This is a genomic window from Ruegeria sp. BF7, assembly GCF_056538605.1.
Genome location: NZ_JBQFTM010000004.1, coordinates 119,475 through 141,755, shown reverse-complemented (window position 1 = coordinate 141,755; position 22,281 = coordinate 119,475). Strand labels below are relative to the sequence as shown.

At 59.2% G+C, this 22,281-nt stretch carries 18 protein-coding genes; 7 read left to right on the top strand and 11 right to left on the bottom strand.

Annotated elements, in window-relative coordinates:
• Positions 1-170 precede the first annotated feature (170 nt).
• The 4 genes from ACR0IK_RS11385 to ACR0IK_RS11370 are packed head-to-tail and all read left to right on the top strand — an operon-like array spanning position 171 to position 6,424.
• Positions 171-3,278 (top strand): ABC transporter transmembrane domain-containing protein, encoded by a 3,108-nt coding sequence (locus tag ACR0IK_RS11385; protein ID WP_480641571.1) that lies wholly within the window; start codon positions 171-173, stop codon positions 3,276-3,278.
• Positions 3,271-4,161 (top strand): CPBP family intramembrane glutamic endopeptidase, encoded by an 891-nt coding sequence (locus ACR0IK_RS11380; RefSeq protein WP_480641570.1) that lies wholly within the window; start codon positions 3,271-3,273, stop codon positions 4,159-4,161. The genes ACR0IK_RS11385 and ACR0IK_RS11380 overlap by 8 nt, the downstream gene beginning before the upstream one ends.
• 59 nt (positions 4,162-4,220) lie before the next feature.
• Positions 4,221-5,153 (top strand): acetyl-CoA carboxylase, carboxyltransferase subunit beta, encoded by a 933-nt coding sequence (accD, locus tag ACR0IK_RS11375; protein WP_480641569.1) that lies wholly within the window; start codon positions 4,221-4,223, stop codon positions 5,151-5,153.
• Positions 5,150-6,424: a bifunctional folylpolyglutamate synthase/dihydrofolate synthase gene (locus ACR0IK_RS11370; RefSeq protein ID WP_480641568.1), complete on the top strand. Its 1,275-nt coding sequence runs from the start codon at positions 5,150-5,152 to the stop codon at positions 6,422-6,424. The genes accD and ACR0IK_RS11370 overlap by 4 nt, the downstream gene beginning before the upstream one ends.
• Before the next feature lie 75 nt (positions 6,425-6,499).
• Here ACR0IK_RS11370 and zapE read toward each other — a convergent pair whose 3' ends face one another.
• A complete protein-coding gene (gene zapE, locus ACR0IK_RS11365; protein ID WP_480591135.1) occupies positions 6,500-7,558 on the bottom strand; it encodes a cell division protein ZapE in 1,059 nt (352 codons plus the stop codon).
• 148 nt (positions 7,559-7,706) lie between these two features.
• On the opposite strand from zapE, the gene ACR0IK_RS11360 reads away from it, so the two are divergent.
• Positions 7,707-8,948, top strand: coding sequence for an MFS transporter (locus ACR0IK_RS11360; RefSeq protein ID WP_480641567.1), 1,242 nt, complete (start codon positions 7,707-7,709; stop codon positions 8,946-8,948).
• On the opposite strand, the gene ACR0IK_RS11355 is transcribed toward ACR0IK_RS11360, so the two are convergent.
• From ACR0IK_RS11355 to ACR0IK_RS11330, 6 genes are all read right to left on the bottom strand, one after another.
• Positions 8,949-9,857, bottom strand: coding sequence for an ornithine cyclodeaminase family protein (locus ACR0IK_RS11355; protein ID WP_480641566.1), 909 nt, complete (start codon positions 9,855-9,857; stop codon positions 8,949-8,951).
• Positions 9,854-10,474 (bottom strand): HAD family hydrolase, encoded by a 621-nt coding sequence (locus tag ACR0IK_RS11350; protein WP_480591129.1) that lies wholly within the window; start codon positions 10,472-10,474, stop codon positions 9,854-9,856. The genes ACR0IK_RS11355 and ACR0IK_RS11350 overlap by 4 nt, the downstream gene beginning before the upstream one ends.
• 144 nt (positions 10,475-10,618) lie before the next feature.
• On the bottom strand, positions 10,619-11,074 hold the full coding sequence (locus tag ACR0IK_RS11345) for a YaiI/YqxD family protein (RefSeq protein ID WP_480591127.1): 456 nt from the start codon (positions 11,072-11,074) through the stop codon (positions 10,619-10,621).
• Positions 11,071-12,528, bottom strand: coding sequence for a Si-specific NAD(P)(+) transhydrogenase (sthA, locus tag ACR0IK_RS11340; protein WP_480591125.1), 1,458 nt, complete (start codon positions 12,526-12,528; stop codon positions 11,071-11,073). The genes ACR0IK_RS11345 and sthA overlap by 4 nt, the downstream gene beginning before the upstream one ends.
• 3 nt (positions 12,529-12,531) lie before the next feature.
• Positions 12,532-13,365, bottom strand: coding sequence for an S-formylglutathione hydrolase (gene fghA, locus ACR0IK_RS11335; RefSeq protein WP_480591123.1), 834 nt, complete (start codon positions 13,363-13,365; stop codon positions 12,532-12,534).
• Positions 13,366-13,466: 101 nt separating this feature from the next.
• Positions 13,467-14,396 (bottom strand): AEC family transporter, encoded by a 930-nt coding sequence (locus ACR0IK_RS11330; protein ID WP_480591122.1) that lies wholly within the window; start codon positions 14,394-14,396, stop codon positions 13,467-13,469.
• A gap of 183 nt (positions 14,397-14,579) precedes the next feature.
• Between ACR0IK_RS11330 and ACR0IK_RS11325 the strand changes: the two genes are divergently transcribed.
• A complete protein-coding gene (locus ACR0IK_RS11325) occupies positions 14,580-15,197 on the top strand; it encodes a TetR/AcrR family transcriptional regulator (RefSeq protein WP_480641565.1) in 618 nt (205 codons plus the stop codon).
• Between the two features lie 120 nt (positions 15,198-15,317).
• The gene (locus ACR0IK_RS11320) at positions 15,318-17,063 is read left to right on the top strand and encodes a sugar phosphorylase (protein ID WP_480641564.1); all 1,746 of its coding nucleotides are present in this window, start codon (positions 15,318-15,320) and stop codon (positions 17,061-17,063) included.
• Here the strand turns inward: ACR0IK_RS11320 and ACR0IK_RS11315 are convergent.
• The 4 genes from ACR0IK_RS11315 to ACR0IK_RS11300 all read right to left on the bottom strand — a co-directional run bounded on the left by ACR0IK_RS11315 (position 17,047) and on the right by ACR0IK_RS11300 (position 22,266).
• A complete protein-coding gene (locus tag ACR0IK_RS11315) occupies positions 17,047-18,276 on the bottom strand; it encodes a glycosyltransferase family protein (protein WP_480591116.1) in 1,230 nt (409 codons plus the stop codon). The genes ACR0IK_RS11320 and ACR0IK_RS11315 overlap by 17 nt on opposite strands.
• Positions 18,277-18,295: 19 nt before the next feature.
• Positions 18,296-19,063, bottom strand: coding sequence for an HAD-IIB family hydrolase (locus ACR0IK_RS11310; RefSeq protein ID WP_480641563.1), 768 nt, complete (start codon positions 19,061-19,063; stop codon positions 18,296-18,298).
• Positions 19,064-19,168: 105 nt separating this feature from the next.
• On the bottom strand, positions 19,169-20,539 hold the full coding sequence (locus tag ACR0IK_RS11305; protein ID WP_480641562.1) for an HlyD family type I secretion periplasmic adaptor subunit: 1,371 nt from the start codon (positions 20,537-20,539) through the stop codon (positions 19,169-19,171).
• Positions 20,536-22,266: a type I secretion system permease/ATPase gene (locus ACR0IK_RS11300; RefSeq protein WP_480641561.1), complete on the bottom strand. Its 1,731-nt coding sequence runs from the start codon at positions 22,264-22,266 to the stop codon at positions 20,536-20,538. The genes ACR0IK_RS11305 and ACR0IK_RS11300 overlap by 4 nt, the downstream gene beginning before the upstream one ends.
• Positions 22,267-22,281: the final 15 nt, after the last annotated feature.

The following is a 22,281-nucleotide window of genomic DNA, read 5'->3' as shown; positions in this document are numbered from 1 at the left end:
AAGACCAATACTCGCAAATTCGTGAACAAGTCGACGGATGGGCAACCCGGCGGCAATCTGTTAGCCCGCCGCATTCTTGCAATCACCGGGGCCAGTGCGTACCGTCTGACACCTGATTGCATTGGATAATCCTAACAAAGCATCCAATAGATTTGAGGCACGACCGGGGCATGGAATCCACTCTGTTCGCATTCATCTGGAAACATTCCAGAAAACAACAGCTTGTCCTGCTGTTTCTGACAGTCCTGTCGTTTCCCTTCCTCTATGCCTCGCTGGAGCTGCCCAAGCAGATCATCAACGGTGCCATCGGCGCCCCCAGTGACTCGGTCGCGGTGCTGGGGTTCACGGTGACGCAGGTGCAGTACCTGATGATCCTGTGTTTCGCCTTTCTGGCCACGGTTATCGCCAGTGGCCTGATGAAGATGCGCATCAATACGATGAAGGGCATTCTGGCCGAGCGTATGCTGCGCCGCCTACGGTTCACCCTGATCCACCGCACCATGCGCTTCCCGAAATCCTACTTTGCCACCACCAGTCAGGGCGAGCTGGTGTCGATGATCACGTCCGAGGCAGAACCGATGGGCGGGCTGATGGGCGATGCGATCGCCCAGCCGGTTTTCCAGTTCGGCCAGATGATGACCATCGTCACTTTCCTGTTCATGCAGAGCATTTGGTTCGGGCTGGCCAGCATCGCTTTGATCCCGCTGCAGGCGTGGCTGATCCCGAAATTGCAACGCCAGATCAACCTGTTGAACAAGGAACGTATTCAGGAGGTTCGGAACCTCAGCTCTGAGATCGGAGAAAGTGCGGCGGGCATCAGCGATCTGCGCACCAATGGTGGTTGGCGCTATCGGCTGGCGCAGTTCAGCCGCCGGTTGGGGCTCTTGTTCGAGATCCGTTTCAAGATCTACAACAAGAAATTCTTCATGAAGTTCCTGAACAACCTGATCACACAGATGACGCCGTTCCTGTTCTACTCGGTCGGTGGTTATCTGGCGATCAAGGGAGAGGTCACAGTGGGCGCGCTGGTCGCGGCGCTTGGGGCCTACAAGGACCTCAGCGGCCCATGGAGGGACCTGCTGACCTACTACAATCAGGTACAGGACATGTCCCTGCGATGGGAGGTGGTGACCGAACGCTTTGCCCCCTCGAACATGATCCCGGAAGAGCTCTTCGTGGGTGAGCCCGAGGTGATCCCGCACCTGACCGGCGATATCGAGCTGCGCAACGTGACCGTGCGCGACGACGACGGCAAAACCATTCTGGAAGATATCGACCTGATCATTCCGAAAGGCGCACGAGTGGCGATCCAGTCGGGCCATGCGTCCGAGCGCAATGCGCTTGCTCAGGTGCTGACCCGCGAGGTTCTACCGGTGCAGGGTGAGGTCATCATGGCCGGTCATAACCTGAAAGACCTGCATCAGACCGTGATCGCGGCCCGCATCGGTTATGCCTATTCGCGCCCCTACCTGTTTAACGGCACGCTGGGCGACAACCTGTTGATGCCGCTGCGCCCGCATCCCCAACACGAAGCTGACGCGGCACAATCGCCGAACCGCTGGCAGATCGAGGCCGCCCGCGCGGGCAACCCGACGGATTCACTGACCGACGAATGGATCGATCCCGGTCTGGCCGGGCTGGACGATATCGACGACATCCGGGACTGGTGGTTCAAACTTGTCGAGGCGATGGGGATTGACGAGTTCATGTTGCGGCGTACCTTACGCACTCGGTTCGACCCGCAATTGCACCCGGTTCTGGCGCAAGGGGTCGTCAACCTGCGCGACACGGTTGCGGATCGGCTTAGGGAAAAGGGACTGGACCGCCATGTCTACCGCTTCGACCCCGACCGCTTTAACCCGGCTGTTCCGCTTGGCGGCAACTTGCTGTTCGCCACCCCGTCGCGGGATATTACACCGGATTCTCTGGCTAGTGACAGGCGGTTCAGGAACATGTTCGGAATGCATGATCTGGCCAACGATGCCATGACCATGGCCAGTGCCGTGCTTGAGACGCTGGATCAGGCCTTTGGGCGCGACGGCGCGGATCACCCCCTGTTCCTGCGTCTGGGGATGTCGAAGGACATGTACCACCGTCTGCTCGACATCAAGGACCGGCGCAAGGCCAAAGGGGAAGGCGGGATCAGTGATTCTGAACGTTCGTTGTTGCTGACCATCCCGTTCTTGTTGACGGCTGAGCAGATCGGCCCGGATTTCCCCGAAGAATACAAGGACAAGATCCTCTCGATCCGAAGAGACCATGCCGAACGGTTGCGCGGGGCGCTGGACGGCATGTTCGTGCCGCTGTCGCCGGACAATTACCTGCCGCGGCTGACGGTAATGGAAAACGCTCTGTATGGCCGGGTTTCGCTGATGGCGGGTGCCCATGCCGAAGAGATTGAGGACGTAGTGGCACAGGCCATTAACGAGGCCGGCCTGCGGCGCCGAGCGGCATCCACCATGTTCGACTTGCCCACCGGGTTGGGCGGGAACAACTTGCCGACCGTGTTTCAGGAGCGCGCGGCTTTTTCTCGCGCTGGCATCAAACGTCCCGATATTCTGATCCTCGACAAGGCGCTGGCCAGCCATGACTCGCAAAGCCGTCTGCGCACGCGCCTGCGGCTACGCGAACTGCTACCCGACTCGATCATGATTTTCATGGAAGATCACTTTGCCCACCCCGAGGCCTATGATCTGTTCATCGAAATCAAGGATGGGCGCATCGACGGCGTCGCGCGAACCCAGGAAGACCACAAAGAAGGGACCTCGGCTGATCTGAGCCGGAAACTGCAGATTATCGCCTCGACCGAGCTGTTTTCGGGCATAGACGCGCGTAACCAGCGCCTGTTGGCATTCTCGGCACAATGGTATGAAGTGGCCAAGGGTCAGATGATCTTTACCCGCGGACAGTCACCCGATGCGGCCTATCTGTGCATCAAGGGTCAGGCCAAACTGATCTGGACCGAAGAAGGCGGCGGCAAGCGACCCATCTCGATCATCGAACCCGGTCGCCTGATTGGCGATCTGTCGATCATCACCGGCGATCTTCGCCAATTGGATCTGGAAGCCATCACGGATTGCACTTTCCTGCGCATCGGCGCTGAAGAGTTGAGGGCCGTAATCGAAAGCGACGCCTCAGTCGCAGTTCAACTTTTGCAGACCGTTGCAGGATATCTCACCACATTGTCGAACAGGCTCAACACGGTTGAGAACACCGCAGATGTCTTCCCGGACATACCGCATTCTATCGAAGGCGAAAGCACCGGCAACAATGCATGAACCCGCCGCCTACTCCGCCCACGAACGGCTTGTGGCTGATGCCCGCTCCCGGCCCGAGCTTTGGCGCCTGCTGGTCGGACTGGTTATTGTCGGCGTGCTGTATGTGACGTTGAATTCAGTTCTGTTCGCCCTTATCGGAGGTCTGATTCCCCCGGATCAGGCGCAGGGGTTTCTGCGCGGCACCTCAGTTTTGGCCACTCTGCTTCTGCTGATGAGTTTCGGATTTCTGACGCTGGGCGTCGCTGTTGCGGCCCGGCAAATGCAACACCGGTCGTTGAGGGCGATTCTGGGGCAACGCAATCTGTTCCGGCAGCAGTTCATTCTCGTGGCGTTGGCACTGGTGGTTTTGGGCGTGGTGATGGCCCTTTTGCCACCTTATGGAATGGGTGAGCCGCTGACCCAGAATCTTGCCCTGTCCTCATGGCTGCTTTTACTACCTGTATCAGCCCTTGCGGTACTGATTCAGACCAGCGCCGAGGAAGTGCTGTTTCGCGGCTATATCCAGCAGTCCCTGGCGGCCAGGTTCCGGTCTCCGGTGATCTGGATGGGCCTGCCCTCGGCTCTGTTCGCCGCCGGGCATTACGCGCCGGGTGTGACCGGCGACAATGCGCTTCTCGTGACGGTCTGGGCCTTTGCTTTCGGTCTGCTGGCGGCGGATCTGACCGCAAGATCCGGAACACTGGGACCCGCTATCGCATTGCATTTCCTCAACAATACCGTCGCGCTGTTATTCATCTCACTGCCTGACACCCTTAGCGGTCTTGCACTCTACCTGCTGCCGTATGAGATGACAGAGACCGGGCTGTTGCGACAATGGCTGTTCGTGGATTTCGCCGTGATGATTGTCTGTTGGCTGACAGCGCGTCTTGCACTCAGGCGTTGATTGCATTTCCTGCCGTTGCGTCTTATTTGACGTCAAAGCCGCTCAAGCAAGGTTCCGACATGAACTGGATCACAAACTACGTCCGCCCCCGGATCAACTCGATCTTCTCGCGCCGGGAAGTGCCCGAAAACCTTTGGCACAAGTGCGACGAATGCGGCACGATGCTGTTCCACCGCGAGTTGGCGGAAAACCAGAATGTGTGCACCCAGTGCGGTCATCACATGGCGATCACCCCGCGCGACCGGTTCAAGCACCTGTTCGACGGTGGAATTTTCACCGAAGTCGATGTTCCTGCCCCCAAAGACGACCCGCTGCATTTCCGCGATCAGAAGAAATACCCTGACCGCATGAAAGCAGCGCAGAAAAAGACCGGCGAGAAAGAAGCGATGCTGGTCGCCAGCGGAGAGATCGGCCGCACGCCAATCGTCGCGGCCGCGCAGGATTTCTCCTTCATGGGCGGCTCGATGGGCATGTATGTCGGCAACGCCATCATCGCCGCCGCGCAAGAGGCGGTGAAGCTCAAGCGCCCGCTGATCCTGTTCTCGGCCGCGGGCGGCGCACGGATGCAGGAGGGCATCCTCAGCCTGATGCAGATGCCGCGCACCACCGTAGCCGTCGAGATGCTGAAAGAGGCGAACCTGCCCTATATCGTCGTGCTGACCCATCCCACCACGGGCGGCGTGACCGCATCTTATGCGATGCTGGGGGATGTGCATATTTCCGAACCCAACGCGCTGATCTGTTTTGCCGGTCCGCGTGTGATCGAACAGACCATCCGTGAAAAACTGCCCGAAGGGTTCCAGCGCGCCGAATATCTGCTGGATCACGGGATGCTGGACCGTGTCACCAAACGCACCGAGATGCGCGAAGAACTGATCACCATCACACGAATGCTGATGAATCAGCCTCCGGCGGTGAAAGGCGACCTGCCTGCGCCTGAACCCGAAGAAACCCCTGCCGAAGAACCGGCTGAGGACGTGGACGAGAAATGACCAGCCAGACATCTGACGTCATTCTCGACAGGATGATGGCCTTGCACCCCAAGATCATCGACCTGACCTTGGATCGCGTCTGGCGCTTGCTCACCGCACTGGACAACCCGCAGACCAAACTGCCGCCGGTGATCCATATCGCCGGAACCAATGGCAAAGGCTCGACTCAGGCCATGATCCGCGCGGGGCTGGAAGGGGCAGGGCTGTCGGCCCATGCCTATACCTCACCGCATCTGGCACGGTTCCACGAACGCATCCGACTGGCCGGAGAGCTGATCTCGGAACCCGATCTGACGAAGGTTCTGGATGAATGCTACGCCGCCAACAATGGTGAAAACATCACCTATTTCGAGATCACGACCTGCGCCGCACTGCTAGCCTTTGCTCGGGAGCAGGCAGATTACACTCTTCTTGAAGTCGGACTTGGCGGCCGTCTGGACGCCACCAATGTCATTCATGAGCCGGCCGTCACGGTGATCACGCCGGTGTCGATCGACCATGAGCAATTTCTGGGCGACACGCTGGGCAAAATTGCCGCCGAAAAGGCAGGCATTATCAAACCCGGCATACCCTGCATCGTTGGGCCACAACAAGACGAAGCGCTGGAGGTCATCGAATACACCGCTGCACGCCTTGGGGCCCCATTGCTGATCCACGGTCAGCACTGGCATGTGCATGAGGAAAACGGCCGTCTGGTCTATCAGGACGAAACCGGCCTGCGCGACCTGCCACTGCCGAACCTGCTAGGAGCACACCAGATCCAGAACGCCGGCGCCGCGCTGGCTGTTCTGCGCCACCTGAATTTGGGCGATGAGGCCTATGAGGCCGCCGTGACCAAAGCCGAATGGCCCGCTCGGATGCAACGCCTTAAAACCGGCCCGCTGGTCGCAGCCGCGCCGCAGGCCGAGCTTTGGCTGGATGGTGGCCACAACGCCGCCGCCGGGGTTGCACTGGCCGATGTTCTGGCCAAGCTGCCCGACCGCCCGACGCATATGATCTGCGGTATGCTCAACACCAAGGACGTCTCCGGCTATCTGGCCCCGCTGGCGAAACAGGCGCAAAGCCTGACCGCCGTTTCCATTCCCGGAGAGGCCGCCACGCTAAGCGCCGAAGACACCGCCGCTGCTGCGGCTAAGGTCAACCTGGCTGCGACAACCGCCGACAGCGTTACCGATGCGCTGAGCACAATCGTGGCCGCAGACCCGCAAGCCCGCGTGCTGATTTGCGGCTCGCTTTATCTGGCCGGTAACATCCTGCGCGAAAACGGCTGAAGAAAGCCCGCAAAAGCTTCATTTAGCCGACAAACCGCATGGGTCGCAAACGACGCGCGGCGGCGATAGAGCCCTCTATTGCCCCCAATCCTGATCTTGCATTTCGCGAAGGCGTGAAGCGGTGCGTTCAAATTCAAACGTCCCTTCGCCTTCGACATACAGCATCTCGGGCTCGGCTGCAGCCGAACAAATCAGGCGCACCTTTGCTTCATACAGTGCATCAATCAGCGTCACGAACCGCTTGGCCTCGTTGAAGTTGTTCCGCGACAGGCGCGGAATGTCTTCCAATACCAAAACCTTCAACTCCTCGGCAATCGCCAGATAGTCTGCAGGCCCCAGCATCCGCCCGCATAGATCGTAGAAGGACGCCCGCGCAACCCCGTTGCGAAAGGCGGGCAACTCGACCGCTCGACCCTTGACCTGCAGGATCAGTGGTTCTGCGTCGCCACCCGACAAGTCATTCCAGACGCTGCGAACGCTCTGTCGTGCTTCTGGGCCGATCGGCGTGAAATAGACCGGCGCCCCTTCCAGCCGGTTCTGGCGGTAATCGGTGGGTGAGACCAACTCCCACACCTGAAGCTGTTCCTTGATATGCGCAATGAAGGGCAGGAACAGCTGGCGGTTCAGCCCGTCCTTATACAGATCATCGGGATGCCGGTTCGAGGTCGTCACGACCACAACGCCGCCATCGTACAGCAGGTCGAATAGCCGCCCCACGATCATGGCATCGGTGATGTCGGTGATTTGCATCTCGTCAAAGGCCAGCAGTTTGACAGTCTTCACAACCTCCTGAGCCACCGGGGCCAGCGCATCCTCGACACCGTCCTGACGGGCTTTGTGCATACCCGCATGGATTTCCTGCATGAAGGCGTGGAAATGTACACGTCGCGCAGGGATATCCTGCAACGCGTCAACAAACATATCCATCAGCATCGACTTGCCGCGCCCGACGCCGCCCCAAAGATACAAGCCTTTCGGTGCAGGCGGGGCCTTGCGAAACAGCCCGCGCTTGACCGGAGCGGCAAGGGCTGCGCGAATGCGCTCGAAATGGGGGAGCACGGCCTCTTGCGCGTCGTCCCGTGTCAGACTGCCCTCGGCAACGCGGTCGTTATATAGCGAAATCAAATCCGTCATGAAGCCGAGCCATAGCGCCCCCATTCAGGCTTGAAAAGCAGCCATTTTGTTGACGCATCAATTTTCCTTAACCGAAACCGCAAATCTGCTGATTTGACGCGTTGCCCAAATCCGCTAACTTCCGCCGGACCAATACCCCGAGGTCCGAATGCCGCAATCTGCTCGCCTGCTGAACCCGATCCTGATCGTTGGATGTATTATCATCACGGTCAGTTTTGCCGTGCGCGCCTCATTCGGAGTGTTTCAGATTCCCATTGCCAGCGAGTTCGGCTGGTTGCGGACCGATTTTTCACTGGCGATCGCGATCCAGAACCTTGCCTGGGGCATCGGACAACCGATCTTTGCTGCGATTGCCGAAAAAATCGGCGACCGAAAGGCGATCATCCTTGGGGCTTTGACCTATGCGGCGGGCATGGTGCTTTCGGCCTGGTCGATTACTCCATTCGGACACCAGATGTATGCGTGGCTGGTGGGCTTCGGCATCGCCGGCACCGGGTTCGGTGTTGTGCTGGCCGTGGTCGGGCGTGCCTCTTCCGACAAGAACCGCTCGATGTCTCTGGCAATTGTCACGGCCGCCGGCAGTTTCGGTCAGGTGATCGGTGCCCCGACGGCCGAGTGGCTTATGACCTTTTTACCGTGGCAGCAGGTCTTCATTGTCTTCGCCGCCGCAATCCTTGCCCTAGTACTGACGCTGCCCTTCATGCGCGCGCCGCAACCGGTCAGCAATGCCGAGCTGGAGGAGAGCATGAGCCAGATCCTGGGCCGTGCCTTCAGCGATCCGTCTTACGCCATGATATTTCTGGGCTTTTTCAGCTGTGGCTATCAACTGGCCTTCATCACCGCGCATTTCCCGGCCTTTGTGACCGAGATGTGTGGCCCGATCCAGCCCGGCGGTGTCCTGCATTCTTTAGGTATCACAACCACATCAGCCTTGGGCGCTGTGGCAATCTCGCTGGTGGGATTGGCGAATATCGGCGGCACGCTGCTGGCGGGCTGGGCAGGTAACCACTTCCCTAAGAAATACCTGCTTGCGGCAATCTATACCGGCCGCACCCTTGCAGCCGCCATCTTCATCATCATGCCGATCACACCAGTGTCTGTCATCGTGTTTTCCGTCGTTATGGGTTCGCTCTGGCTGGCCACTGTACCGCTGACCTCGGGCCTGGTCGCGCATCTCTACGGTCTGCGCTACATGGGCACGCTCTACGGCTTTATCTTCCTCAGCCACCAGATCGGAGGCTTCCTCGGCGTCTGGCTGGGAGGGCGCATGTATGACGTCTATGGCGACTACACGATGGTCTGGTGGATCGGTGTCGCCGTTGGAGCATTCAGCGCCATCGTCCACCTGCCCATCCGCGAAAACAGGCCACAGGTGGCGGCGATCGCCTGATCACTCCAGGTACTTGCTGATAATGTATTGGCTGGTCATCAGGTCCAGGTGCGCTCCGCCCCCATTCTTGAACAGCGTGATTGCGGTTGGATCGGGGACGAATTGGTCCAAGTCATAGTAGTCGGCAACCAAATCGCCACGCGTTATCACGCCCTTTTCGATCGGAATTTTGATCTCACCGATATGATCAACGGTCGTGCCAAAACTGTCCATGAAGATACGCGCACGTTGTAGCGCGAGGTCTTCGGCCTCGCGCATATCGGGCCGATACGCACCGACAAGGTTCAAGTGCTGACCCGGGCGTAACCATTCGCCCTTGATGAATGGTTGAGTGCTCATTGTGGCAGTCAGGATGATATCAGCCCGGTTCACGGCATCCGCCAGATCATATTCAACGTCGATATGCCCCAGTGTCGCGGTCATAGCTTCGGCCTTGGCGGTGGTGCGGTTCCACACTCGTATTTTGGCTTTCGGAAATCCGGCAGCAAAGGCTTCGCACAAGGATCGGGCCACCGGCCCCGCGCCCACGATCAGGATGTCGCGGCTGTTCGGGTTCGCCAATCGCAGCGCGCCCAGCAGGCTGTCCCCGGCTGTTTTCCACTTGGTCACCAGGAAAAAGTCGACCAATGCCGCCAATCGCCCATCTGCGTCGTCATAAATGCTGACGGACCCATCAATCACAGGGCGCCCGGCCTGAACATTGCCCGGGAAAATGGTGGTGGATTTCACGGCGATACCCAGCCCGTCAATCCAGGCCGACCGCGACAGCAGCGTGTCAGCATCGCGATACAGGAACGTATCTTCTATCTGAGCCTTGGGCCGCTGATGTCCGTCGACAAAGGCTTGCGTCAGTTCCACCCAATCCAGATTGGCCTCTCCTTGTGCAAACGGGATTTGCAGGACGTTCATCGGGCCTCCTCCTCGGTCAACAGGCCCTCGGACACCAGACGGTCTGCCCAGCCTTGCGGGCCAGTAAAGTGATGCGTTTGCCACCCGCGCGCCCGCGCCGTTTCGATATTGTCGATCCGGTCATCGGCGAACAGCAAGGCCTCGGGGGCAACCCCGCAATCAGCTTCGACCATTTCGTAAATCTGAACATGCGGTTTCACAGCCTTCATGCGGCCCGAGACATAGTGCCGGTCAAACTCGTTCAGAAACGGGTAAACCGCGGTGGCATAGTCGAAGTTCTGCACGCCGAAATTGGTCAGTGCGAAAACGGGGATATTCTTGGAACGCAAGGCCCGCTGCAAACGAACCGAGTGGGGAATCTCGGGCGCGGCCAGCTCAATCCACTTGTCATGCCACATGCGGATTTCTTCGCGCCATTCGGGGTACTTCTCGGCCCAGTCGTAGATCGTGTCGGTGAAATGATGCCCCTGATCCACCAGATCGTTCATTCCATGCAGATCGACCTCGGTGAACATGGCGCGACGGCGTTCTTCACCGATCACCTTGTCGTAATAACGTTCCGGCTGCCATTCGATCAGAACGTTCCCGATGTCGAAAATTACGGCTTCAATCGGCATGTTGTGCCCCCGTCAGATCAATCCAGCTCGCACCGACTGAACCAATCCCGGCCCAGATTTACAAGGGCGGAACCGCAGCGCGCAGCGCTGCCCGGCCTAACCGGAGGGGGCGCATCTTTGATGCGTCTCTGACGGGCGGGAGCGCTACCCGTGCTGTGCCGCCCTCAATTCCCGCTCCAGTGCGTCCAAAAACCGCGACCGGTCCGCTTTGCCAAAAGGCTTTCCGCCGCCACCAGCCCCCAATGGATTGGCCGCACGCAGGTCAGCCATAAGATCGCGCATTGCCAGTTGCTGACCTATATTGGCCGCCGTAAACGCTTCACCATTAGGGCGCAGCACGCGCGCCCCAGCCTCAACGCATTTCGCGGCCAATGGGATGTCGGAGGTCACCACTACATCCCCACGCCCGCACCGTTCCGCGATCCACTTATCCGCCTCGTCCGCGCCTTCCGCCACGATGACGACCTGCACCAGAGGATTCACCGATGGCCGCAGCCCGCCATTCGATACCAACGCCATCCGCACTTTGTGCCGGGTCGCCACGCGTTCGGCCTCGGCCTTTACCGGACAAGCATCGCCATCGACAAACAGGGTTGTCACGCGCGTTTTGCCTCTTTCTTGGCAGGTGCAGCGGGCTTCTTTTTTACCTTGAACTCGTCCGGGATTGGCATCCGGTTGAAGGCGTCCAGACCTGCTATTTTGTAGGCCTCGGCTAACGTCGGATAGTTGAAGGTGTTCTGAACGAAGTAGTCCACCGTTCCTTTCAGGTTCAATACCGCCTGTGCAATGTGGATCAGCTCGGTTGCGCCTTCGCCAACAATCTGTACGCCAAGCACCCGGCGGGTTTTCAGCGAGAACAGCATCTTTAGCATCCCGTGCTCCAACCCCATGATATGCCCACGCGAGGTTTCACGGAACCGCGCCACGCCGACTTCATAAGGAATGCCGCGTTCCTGCAGTTCCTCCTCGGACATGCCGCAGGTGGAGATCTCGGGCACCGAGTAGATGCCATAGGGATACCACGGGCTTTCGGGCAGGGTGGGTGTGTCCAGCGCATGACAGGCGGCCACCCGGCCTTGTTGCAGCGAAGTCGATGCCAGCGACGGGTGCCCGATCACGTCGCCGGTTGCATAAATATGCGGCACAGCAGTTTGATAGGTTTTGCGATCCACCTTGATCCGGTTGCGGTGATCGGTTTCCAACCCGACGGCGTCCAGGTTCAGCCTGGACGTCGCGCCCATACGGCCAGCAGCAAACAACAGCATCTCGGCCCGGACATGGCGGCCGTTTTCCAACGTCAGTTCGACATGGGCACCCGCATCTTCGATTTTCTCAACCGCAGACCCCAAGCGTAGGTCAACGCCGTTTTCGCGGATCTGATGAGTGAAATCATGGATCAGGCGGCTGTCGATGAAATCCAAGAACGTGTCGCGCGGCTCGATCAGTGTTACCCGCACATCCAGCGCCGAGAACATGGTGGCATATTCCACCCCGATAACCCCGGCTCCGATCACAACCAGCGAGCGGGGGATTTCAGCCATCTCGAGGAACTCATCCCCATCCACGATCGTCTTGCCGTTGAAGGGCACGTAATCCGGGCGATAGGTCTTGGTTCCGGTCGCGATCAGGAACTTGGCCGCTGTCAGGCGCGTGGTTTCACCCGCGTCCGTTGCGACCTCAACCTCGTGCGGGCCGACGAATTTGGCCAGACCGTTGAGCGTCTCCACATGGTTTCGGTTGAACTGGTGCTCCAGCACATCGACCTCGTGATCCAGCGTCATGTGCAGACGCGCCTTCAGGTCCTCGGCGCGGATTTGATCTTTGACCCGGTAGGAGCGGCCGTAAAAGCTGCGCTCGCGCCAACCGGACAGGTTCAGCACCGTCTCGCGCAGCGTCTTGGAGGGGATCGTACCGGTATGCACCGACACGCCACCGAACCGGTCCTTGCGATCGACCACCAGCACCCGGCGTTTCAGCTTACCTGCCTGGATCGCTGCCGACCGCCCCGACGGGCCGGACCCGATGATGATCAGGTCATAGTCGAAATTGCTCATGTCTCAGTCTCCATACAGCGCTTCGGCGTGGAAGGTGATGTGGTCTTCCATGAAGGTGGACACAAAGAAATAGGAATGGTCATAGCCCGGCTGCAGGCGATAGGTGACCTGCTGGCGGCGTTCTGCGATTGCCTGCGCCAGCGCCTCGGGGCGCAGCAGGTCGATGAACTGGTCATTGGCGCCGGTGTCGATCAGGATCGGGCCGTCAAAGCCGTTTTCCTTCATCAGCACCGAGGCGTCGTGTTTGGCCCAAGCGGCCTCGTCATCGCCCAGATAGGCGCTCAGCTGTTTGCGACCCCAATCCGACCCAGTCGGGTTCGAGATCGGTGCAAAGGCCGAAACCGACCGGAACCGCCCCGGCAGATTCATCGCCAGTGTCAGCGCGCCGTGCCCCCCCATCGAATGGCCGGTGATGGCCTGACGATCCATATCAATGGAAAAGTTTTCGGCCAGCAGGGCGGGCAGCTCGTTTGCCACGTAGTCCCACATGTTGAAATGCGGTGCCCAGGGGGATTGCGTCGCGTTCACATAGAACCCGGCGCCCTGGCCCAGATCGTAGTCTTCGTGATCAGCCACGCCCTCGCCTCGCGGCGAAGTGTCAGGGAAGACCACGGCGATGCCTTGTTCGGCCGCCCAGGCCTGAGCGCCCGCCTTGGTCATGGCGTTCTCATGTGTGCAAGTCAGGCCGGACAGATACCACAGAACCGGAACCGGCCCATCCTTGGCTTCGGAGGGAAGAAACAGGCCAAAAGTCATATCGCATTGGCAGGCTGCGGAGGTATGGCGGTAAACGCCCTGCACGCCACCGAAACAGGCGTTTTCCGAAAGGGTTTCCATCTTGCAGTGTCCTTAGCTTTGGGTCGCGACATGGCTAAACCTACAGGGACGCGGCGTAAAGGCCGCGTACCTTCGGCGCGCGTATTTTTTGAAGATGCAGCTCAGAGTGTTGCGACCCAGGCGATCACAACCGGCACGGTCAGGATGCTGGCGGCTGTGGACAGCAGGATCGCTGCGGATGCCCGATGCGGGGCCACGCGGTAATGGGCGGCCAGAATATAGACATTCCCCGCCACCGGCAGAGCCGCAGCTGCAATGGCTACCGCAGCCGGAAACGCAGCCACCGGGATCAACCACAACAGCGCCACGGCAACGCAGGCCGGATGGACGACCAGCTTGCAAAAGCTGAGCCACGCCGCGACCTGCACGCGTTCGGCTGATTTAGAAGCAAGCGAGGCACCGATGGCAAACAGCGCACCCGGCGTGGCGGCCCCCCCGAGAATGGTCAGAAAATCGTTCAGCGGGTCAGGGACCGGCACCTGAAATGCTGACCACAACAGTCCGGCAGATATCGAAACGATCATCGGATTTTTCAGCAAACCCATCCCGATCAGACGCAGGGTCGCCGGCGTCAACCGCCCGTCGCGCCCGGCATTGATCAAGATTACGATCAGGGACGAAAACACCACCAGATCAACTGTCAGGACCAACATAACCGGCCCGATGGCGGCTTCGGACAACAGCAGGGCCAGCATCGGAAGACCCAGAAAGCCGACATTGCCGATGGCGGCGCATTGGGCCTCGACCGCAGCAGTGGGAATGTCGAGTCCCCGCATCCACGCAACCAGTGTCGCCAGCGCATAGACAACGACAGTGCCCAGCAAATAGCCCAGTACAAGACGGCCGTTGAAAATCTCGGCGAAGGGCAGGGTTGCGGCAAAGCGGAACAGCATTGCCGACAGCGCGAAGAAAAACACGAATTTGGTTAGGTAGGCGGTTGCTTCTTCGGTAAAAAAACGGCTGCGACCGGCCCAGTATCCCAGGCCGATGATCGCAAAAAACGGAAGCGTGCGTAGAAAGATTTCGACCATGGCCAGAGTGTTAGCATTGTATGACGGAGCGGCAAGCGTTTAGCAAACGCGGTCATCACGCACTAGGTTCTGACGGGAAAATGAACGGATTCCACAGCGTCATACCGAAGGAGATCACGCGAATCGTTGTATCTGAACCGAACGGTTTATAGTTTTAGGGGATCATTCAACCAAGGAGAGCCCATGACAGAGACAGCCGCCATCCTTCGTACGGGTCGCAAATTCGATCAGGTTTTGCGTGGCGCCCGAGAGGTTTTCATGGCGGATGGGTTCGAAGGCGCAAGCGTCGATGACATCGCCCGCGCCGCCGGTGTGTCCAAGGCGACGCTCTACAGTTATTTCCCCGACAAACGACTTCTGTTCATGGAGGTCGCACAGACCGAATGCAAACGTCTGGCCGAAAACGTCATCTCGATGATCGATGATTCCAAGCCGGCGCGCGAAGTCCTCACGATCACCGCCACTCAGCTGACCGCATTTCTGGTTTCCGATTTTTCGCAACAGGTCTTTCGGATCTGCGTGGCCGAGCGCGACCGGTTCCCCGAGCTGGGAATGGCGTTTTTCGAAGCCGGGCCTCAAAATGGCCAGCGCCACATGGTTGAGTATCTGGAAAAGGCCGTCAAAAAAGGCGAGCTGGCCATTGAAAACGTCCAGATCGCGGCGGAGCAATTCTCGGAGCTGTGCAAGGTGCGGATCTGGACCAAGGCTGCATTGGGCATCCAGACCACTTTCAGCCGGTCGGAAATCGACGAAGTCGCGCTGCAGGCGGTGGACATGTTCATGGCCCGCTACGGGGTTTGATCAAGAATTGAGCAGGCGCGCGGGCGTTTGCCCAAAGAAAGGCCGGTCGCTCAGTTGATGTTTGACAGGTGGACCATTCTGGAAAACCATCAGGCGGATACAGCGAAGGCCCTGTGACCCTTGACCAGTGCGAACACCAGCTTTTCCCGCCGACTGAACGATTTGCTCGTTCAGATTTACCCCGATCACGATCAAGCCGATCTGGCCCGCGAGGTTACCGGGGCTTTCTGGCCCGCGGGGACGCACCGGCGCAAACAGGGGCGCAAGCCGGGCAACAAGCTGTGGTCGGAAAAAGACAGCGTCCTGATCACCTATGGAAACTCGATTGAGGATCAGGCCCACAAGCCACTGGACCTGCTGCACGATTTCCTGATCCGGCATCTGAGCGGCGTGGTGAACGGGGTGCACATTCTGCCGTTCTTTCCTTTCACTTCGGATGACGGGTTTGCGGTGTCCGATTACTACACCGTCAGTCCGCAATTGGGGGACTGGACCGATATCACCCGGATCGCGGGCGACTTTCACCTGATGTCGGACCTGGTGCTGAACCATGTCTCAAGCCAGGGCGCGTGGTTTACAAATTTCCTGCAGGGGAAATCGCCGCACGACCGGTTCTTTTACGAAGCCTCACCCGAAGATGATCTGTCTCAGGTCGTGCGCCCGCGCACCACGCCTCTGTTGCGGCAGGTCGAAACCAATCAAGGCGAAAAATACGTCTGGTGCACCTTCAGCCACGATCAGGTGGATCTGGATTTCTCAAACCCTGAAGTGCTGGTTGAGATGCTGCGGATCATCCGCCTGCATATCGACAAGGGGGTGCGTATCCTGCGGCTGGATGCAGTGGCCTTTGTCTGGAAAGAGATCGGCACAAATTGCATCCACCTGCCGCAAACCCATGCCATCGTGCAACTGCTGCGGCTGCTGTGCGATTTCACCACCGAAACGCTGGTGCTGCTGACCGAGACCAACGTGCCGCGCACCGAAAACCTCAGCTATTTCGGCAACCGGAATGAGGCGCACGCGGTTTACAATTTCCCTTTGCCGCCGCTGATCCTGCACGCGATGCAGTCGGGTACAGCACGTTACCTACGCGAATGGCAGGTTGCGATGCCGCCCGCGCAACTGGGCTGTGCCTATCTGAATTTCACCGCCAGCCATGACGGCATTGGGATGCGCCCCGCCGAAGGGGTTCTGCCCCCCGATGAGAAAGAGCGCATGATCGACACCGTGCGCCGGATCGGCGGGCTGGTGTCGATGCGAGCACTGCCGGATGGGCGCGAAGAGCCCTATGAACTGAACTGTGGATATTTTGAGGCGATGCGCGGGACATTTGCCGGTGAGGATCAATATCATCTGGCCCGGTTCATCTGTTCCCAGACCATTGTCATGTCACTTGAGGGGATACCGGCCTTCTACATTCACTCCCTGCTGGCCACGCCCAACGATCACGAGGCCGTGGAACGGCGTGTTATGAACCGGGCGATCAACCGGCACCGCTGGCACTATCCCGACCTGCTGGCGCGGCTGGCCGATCCGGGGTCAAATCAGGCGCTGGTGTTGTCGGAGCTTTCACGCCGCCTGCGCCTGCGGGCGCAACAACCCGCATTCCACCCGAATGCCACGCAATTCACTCTCCGGTTGGAAGATCGTGTCTTTGGCCTTTGGCGGCAGAGCCTGGACCGCAGTCAGTCTATCTTTGCGCTGCACAATGTCTCGGCCGAACCGGTCCCTGTCAGCCCAGCCGAGATCAACATGATCGCCGAGGAGGTCTGGACCGATGCCCTGACCGGAGAAATCCTAGCCGCCAACGGCCCCGATATCGTACTGGCGCCGTATCAGTGCCGCTGGATCACGAACGCGGAATGAACTCGGCCAGATCGTCGGACACCGCTGCCTTCAGACGCAACAGAAACTCTGGATCGGCTGAATGCACACGGTTCCATGTCGGGATGAACGGCGTTTCGTGCGGGTTGTCGAGGAAGACCTGACCGGCGCGAATGATGTTTTCGGCAAACAGTTCGATGGATTTCTCTTCCTTGTGACGATCCAGCTCCAGCCCGTTCATCTTGGCGTCGGTATAATAGCCCTCCAACAAGTCCAGTGCGGAACGATAATACGTGGCCTTGAGCGTGCGGAAGGTGTTGGGGGTGAAAACCGTGCCATCGGCGGCCAGCTTGCGGAAGATTGCCTTGCAGATATCGGTGGACATGCGGGACAGGCCGCGATTGGCGTCTTCGGGCGACAGGTCCTGATGCTTGTGGTCGTAGTTGTCCGCGATCTCGACCTGACAAACGGATTTCGGCGCCAGATTGCGCCACGCCTCGGACAGAACTCCGATCTCCAAGCCCCAATCTGACGGAATGCGCAGATCGGGCAGGGTAGGCGTGCGAATGGCGAATTCACCTGATAGCGGATAGCGGAAGCTGCGCAGGTAATCGAGGTAATCGCGGTCTCCGATCACTTTCTTCAGCGCAATCAACAGAGGGCTGACCAACAGGCGCGTAACACGGCCGTTCAGCTTGCCCGCGCCAACGCGGGGATAAAACCCCTTGGCCATCTGGAATGGAAAGGTAGGATTGACGACCGGATAGACCAACCGGTCCAGCATCTGCCGATCATAGGTGACGATATCGCAATCATGAATTGCCATCACCGAACTGTCGGCGCAGGCCAGCAGGTAACCGATGCAGGACCAGACGTTCTTGCCTTTGCCGGGTTCCTGCGGGGCCAACCCCAGCTTCCGCAGATGCGATTGCAATTTGGTCAGGCGTGGACTGTCATTCCAAATCACCGCATGGTTTTGTGGGAGATTCGCAAAGAATGCACGCGCGTGGCGGTACTGCGCCTCATCTGCTTGATCCAGACCGATGATGATACGGTGCAAATAGGGCACCTGGGCCAGTTCCTCCAAAATACTCGCCAGCGCTGGCCCTTCCAATTCGGAATAGAGGCAGGGCAGGATCAGGGTGATCTTGCGTGTTTCGGCAAAGACCGAAATCTCATGCGCCAGTTGCCCGGCGGGTCTGCTGCGCAGGTTATGCAGTGTCGTGATGTTTCCGTTCTGGTGAAAATCTGCCATGTCTGGTGCCTTTTCTGGGTCAGAGCCCTGCCGTCAGCGTCAGTATCGCATTGGACCAGCCGCGCGGCCCGCTTTGAGTTGTTCTGAGAATTCGCGCCTCAATTTCAGGTGGGAAGAGGGGAACCGAGAGGCCGTCCGGATTGGCAATCACCACACCCTGATCCGCTGCGCGGATCATCTCTCTGTCGTTGGGTGCATCGCCCAGTGCCATGGTCTGCCGGGGCTGCAACCGCATGACAATTTCGGCCATCGCATCCGCTTTGGTTTTGCCGAAAGAAAGGGTCAGAAACCGCCCTCCTTGTCGGGCATGCAATCCGGCGCGTGCGGCCGCCGACAGGAACTCTTTCAAATCAACCTCTGAGCCGGTCCACAGCCCCGGTTCACTGAACCTGCGTCGCTTGGCTAGGACGGCTTGCGCAAGGCCAAGACCAGTATTCCGTGCCACTTGTTTATCGGTCAGATCACCAAAGCCGACAAATCCCGACGGCAGAGACCTCAGCGTGGACCGAAGGTGCAGATAGCAATCGGTGTCCTCGTCGGTTCCACCGGGCCAAAGTATCCCGGCCCCGTTTTCGACGATGGCGGGCATATGGGTCAGGCCCATATCCTGCTGCAAAGGCCCGATTTCCGCAGCCGTCTTGCTGCTGGCCAGAACCAGCCCGGCGCCCAGTTTCCTCAGGCGGGCAAGCCCCGGTCTGGCGGCTTCCCAGCCGTAGTCGTGGTGGTCCAATAGCGTGCCGTCCAGATCGGAAAACACCAGAAGGGGCAGGGCAGCTGCATCGTTCATCGCCCTCGAAGTAGAAGTCTGCCGATACGCGATGTAAATCCGTACCGACAATTTTTCCATCAAACCGAATGCCTGTGCCTATTTTCTAAGCAAAGATGGTCCAACTCATTCGATAAACGTTCTGGCCAACCGGTCACTGATCGGTTGCGACAGATAGCTGATTACCGCACGCTCACCGGTATTAACGAACAGATCAGCAGGCATACCGGGCACCAGTTCCAGTGCGGCAACGTCCTGCGGCTGCTCGGCATCCAGCTTGACCCGTGCTTTGTAGTAAGGCTCGCCCGTACGTTCATCTTCCAGTGCATCGGCCGAGATATCGAAAATCCGACCGCTGGCTTCAGGCACGTCCGCCTGCGCAAAGGCCGACAGGCGGATGCGCGCGGTCTGACCAATCCGCAGCTTATCGATGTCACCAGTCTTGACCCTTGCCTCGACGATCAGGACCTGATCGGCGGGAACTATATCCATGATCGGCTCACCCGGGCGGATTACTCCGCCTACTGTCGAAACGCCAAGGTTCACGACTCGGCCGCTGGTAGGCGCCAGAACCTGCGTCCGCTTCAACCGAGCCAGAGTTCCCGCAAATTGAGGACGGATCAGATCCAATTGCGCCTCAACCACGGCCAATTCCCCGGCGATGACCTCGTCGCGCAGTTTTTGCTGGCTGAGCAGCGACAGCTCCAACTCCTGCACCTGATCCTCGGCCTGCGCGATCTGGGTGCGCAACGAGGCATCTACCCCGCCAAGCCGTTCCAGTTCGATCTGCCGCGCACTGACCCGCGTGACCGCCACCAACCCCTTGGCCAGCAACGATTGCAGGTTGGTCAGCTCGGTCCGCGTGATCTCCATCTGGTTTCGCGTCGCCTTTCGTTGCTCATCCAGGCCGGTGATCTGATTGCGCAGCCCGGTGATGCGCTGCGCGTTGATCTGTGTCTCGGTGCGTCTGGCGCGCGCCTCGGCGTCAAACAGCTGTTTCTGGGTTAGGTAGGGAGACAACCATTGCAAGCGGTCCATCCCTGTGCGGAACCCGGCCAGCGCGGTGACTTCGTCGAACTGGGCCTGCCCACTCATCTGCGCCAGCAGACGCGCGCGGCGGACAGATAACTCGCCAAGCTGGCTACCCTGTACGCTAAGTTCAACATTGATCTCGGTACTATCCAGCTGCACCAGATGTTGCCCTGCCTCGACGAACTGCCCGTCCGCCACCAGGATCGATTGGATAATGCCGCCATCCAGATGCTCGACTGTCTTGCGGTCGCCCTCAACCACGAAAGCGGCGGGTGCGACCACGGCCCCATCCAAATTCGAGGCGAAGGCCCAGTAGACACTGCCACCGACGAATACCGCCAGTGTGAACAGCCCGAACAGTACATACCGCGCGATACTGGATGACGTATCGGTGATTTCTTTCAACTGAGTTTCGTGGAAACCAACTGCATTGCCGGAAGATGCGTATTTGATCAGGTCTGTCATAGGGCCGCTCCAGAGATCTGAGTTTCGCTTGACGGGCGTGGGGGTTTCTGCAGCACATTGCGGCTGTTCACCTTCAACACGTCCTGCTTGTCGCCAAACTGGGCCCGGCCACCGTTGCGCAGAACCAGCACCTTATTGGCCGCCTGCAACGTGGCCGGGCGATGGGTCATGACGATCGCAATCGCGCCCCGGTCCTGTACAGCCAGCAACGCATCGCGCAGGGCCTGCTCGCCCTCCGCATCCAGATCCGAATTCGGTTCGTCCAGAACCAGAACAAACGGATCGCCATACAGCGCGCGAGCCAGAGCCAGCCTCTGACGCTGACCACCGGACAAAAAGAACCCCTGACCAATCCGGGTTTCGTACCCGTCCGGCAGGCTACTGATCAGTTCATGCACTCCGGCTTCTCGGGCCGCGCGCAGAACCTCGGTATCGTCAATGGTGGTCGAGAACCGACCGATGTTCTCGCGAATGGTACCGTCGAACAGGTCTACGTCCTGAGGCAGATACCCGATTTGTTTGCCCAGATCCTCGGCGTTCCATTTCGACATCGGGCTGCCATCCAGAAGAACCTCGCCCCGTTGCGGATGCCAAATACCGGCCAGCATCTTGCCCAAAGTGGTCTTGCCCGACCCGCTTTGGCCGATCACGGCCAGAACATCGCCGGCTTCCAGATTGAAATCAATTCCACGAATGGTGGCATTCAGTGCGCGCGGAGGGGCCGCCTGGGCGATACGGACGTCCAGGGAATTGAACGCACGCGGCAGGTGCAGGTTGGGCGGTAACTCGGCAAAATCATCGGTCAGTTGCTTGATCTTGCTGTACGAGCCGCGCGCGGCCAAAAATGAGCGCCACTGGCCGATCAACTGATCAATTGGCGCCAACGCGCGGGCGAGAACAATGGTTGCAGCGATCATTATACCGGCCGTGGACTCTCCGGTGATCGCCAGCGCGGCACCAAGGCCCAGAGCCGCGGATTGCAGACCCATGCGGATGGTTTTGGACATCACCGAAAAGCTTGCGATTCGATCTGCGGTGCGGGTCTTGTGTTGATGCGCATCCGCCTGCAGCGCCGTCCAGCGGCGTACCAGATCCTTTTTCATTCCCAGGGCGTGAACCAGCTCGGCATTGTTGTCGCTGGTTTTAAACAACGCGTCAGAACGCCCGCGCGCCTGCGACGCCTGTTGCATCGGACCACGGGCGCGAGCGTTGTTTATCAGTGCCATAATGGTCAGGCTGACAGCCCCGCCCAGACCCAGAAGACCCAGAAACGGATGCAGAACAAACAGCACCAACAGGTAAATCGGTACCCAAGGCGCATCGAAGAACGCGGTCAGTGTGTTGCCCGCGATGAACTCGCGAAAGCCGTTTATGTCCTCGACCAGGTTTTCACCGGTGTCGCTTTCACCCTGTACCCGGCGGCGCATGGCGGCACCGAGGACAGGCGCGCCCACGCTCATCTCGAACCGGGCGGCCAGACGGCCAAGGATGCGCATTCGCATCAGGTCAAGGCAGGCAATAACGACGAAAACTCCGGCCAGCAGCAACGATAGGGCAATCAGGGTGTCGGGGTTCTGGCTGGTTAGCACGCGGTCGTAGACCTGAAGCATGTACAGCGGTCCGGCCAGCATCAAAAGGTTCAGAAACAGGCTGAAGACCGCGACCGCAACAAAGCCTTTGCGCAGCGACCCCCAGGCGGATTTGACAGGATTGGCGTTCTGGAACATGTCTTGGGCCCTTTC

Excerpts from the sequence above, each read along its gene's own strand:
- ACR0IK_RS11385 (WP_480641571.1), top strand. The coding sequence starts at position 171 with ATGGAATCCACTCTGTTCGCATTCATCTGGAAACATTCCAGAAAACAA.
- ACR0IK_RS11380 (WP_480641570.1), top strand. The coding sequence starts at position 3,271 with ATGCATGAACCCGCCGCCTACTCCGCCCACGAACGGCTTGTGGCTGAT.
- accD (WP_480641569.1), top strand. The coding sequence starts at position 4,221 with ATGAACTGGATCACAAACTACGTCCGCCCCCGGATCAACTCGATCTTC.
- ACR0IK_RS11370 (WP_480641568.1), top strand. The coding sequence starts at position 5,150 with ATGACCAGCCAGACATCTGACGTCATTCTCGACAGGATGATGGCCTTG.
- zapE (WP_480591135.1), bottom strand. The coding sequence starts at position 7,558 with ATGACGGATTTGATTTCGCTATATAACGACCGCGTTGCCGAGGGCAGT.
- ACR0IK_RS11360 (WP_480641567.1), top strand. The coding sequence starts at position 7,707 with ATGCCGCAATCTGCTCGCCTGCTGAACCCGATCCTGATCGTTGGATGT.
- ACR0IK_RS11355 (WP_480641566.1), bottom strand. The coding sequence starts at position 9,857 with ATGAACGTCCTGCAAATCCCGTTTGCACAAGGAGAGGCCAATCTGGAT.
- ACR0IK_RS11350 (WP_480591129.1), bottom strand. The coding sequence starts at position 10,474 with ATGCCGATTGAAGCCGTAATTTTCGACATCGGGAACGTTCTGATCGAA.
- sthA (WP_480591125.1), bottom strand. The coding sequence starts at position 12,528 with ATGAGCAATTTCGACTATGACCTGATCATCATCGGGTCCGGCCCGTCG.
- fghA (WP_480591123.1), bottom strand. The coding sequence starts at position 13,365 with ATGGAAACCCTTTCGGAAAACGCCTGTTTCGGTGGCGTGCAGGGCGTT.
- ACR0IK_RS11330 (WP_480591122.1), bottom strand. The coding sequence starts at position 14,396 with ATGGTCGAAATCTTTCTACGCACGCTTCCGTTTTTTGCGATCATCGGC.
- ACR0IK_RS11325 (WP_480641565.1), top strand. The coding sequence starts at position 14,580 with ATGACAGAGACAGCCGCCATCCTTCGTACGGGTCGCAAATTCGATCAG.
- ACR0IK_RS11315 (WP_480591116.1), bottom strand. The coding sequence starts at position 18,276 with ATGGCAGATTTTCACCAGAACGGAAACATCACGACACTGCATAACCTG.
- ACR0IK_RS11310 (WP_480641563.1), bottom strand. The coding sequence starts at position 19,063 with ATGAACGATGCAGCTGCCCTGCCCCTTCTGGTGTTTTCCGATCTGGAC.
- ACR0IK_RS11305 (WP_480641562.1), bottom strand. The coding sequence starts at position 20,539 with ATGACAGACCTGATCAAATACGCATCTTCCGGCAATGCAGTTGGTTTC.
- ACR0IK_RS11300 (WP_480641561.1), bottom strand. The coding sequence starts at position 22,266 with ATGTTCCAGAACGCCAATCCTGTCAAATCCGCCTGGGGGTCGCTGCGC.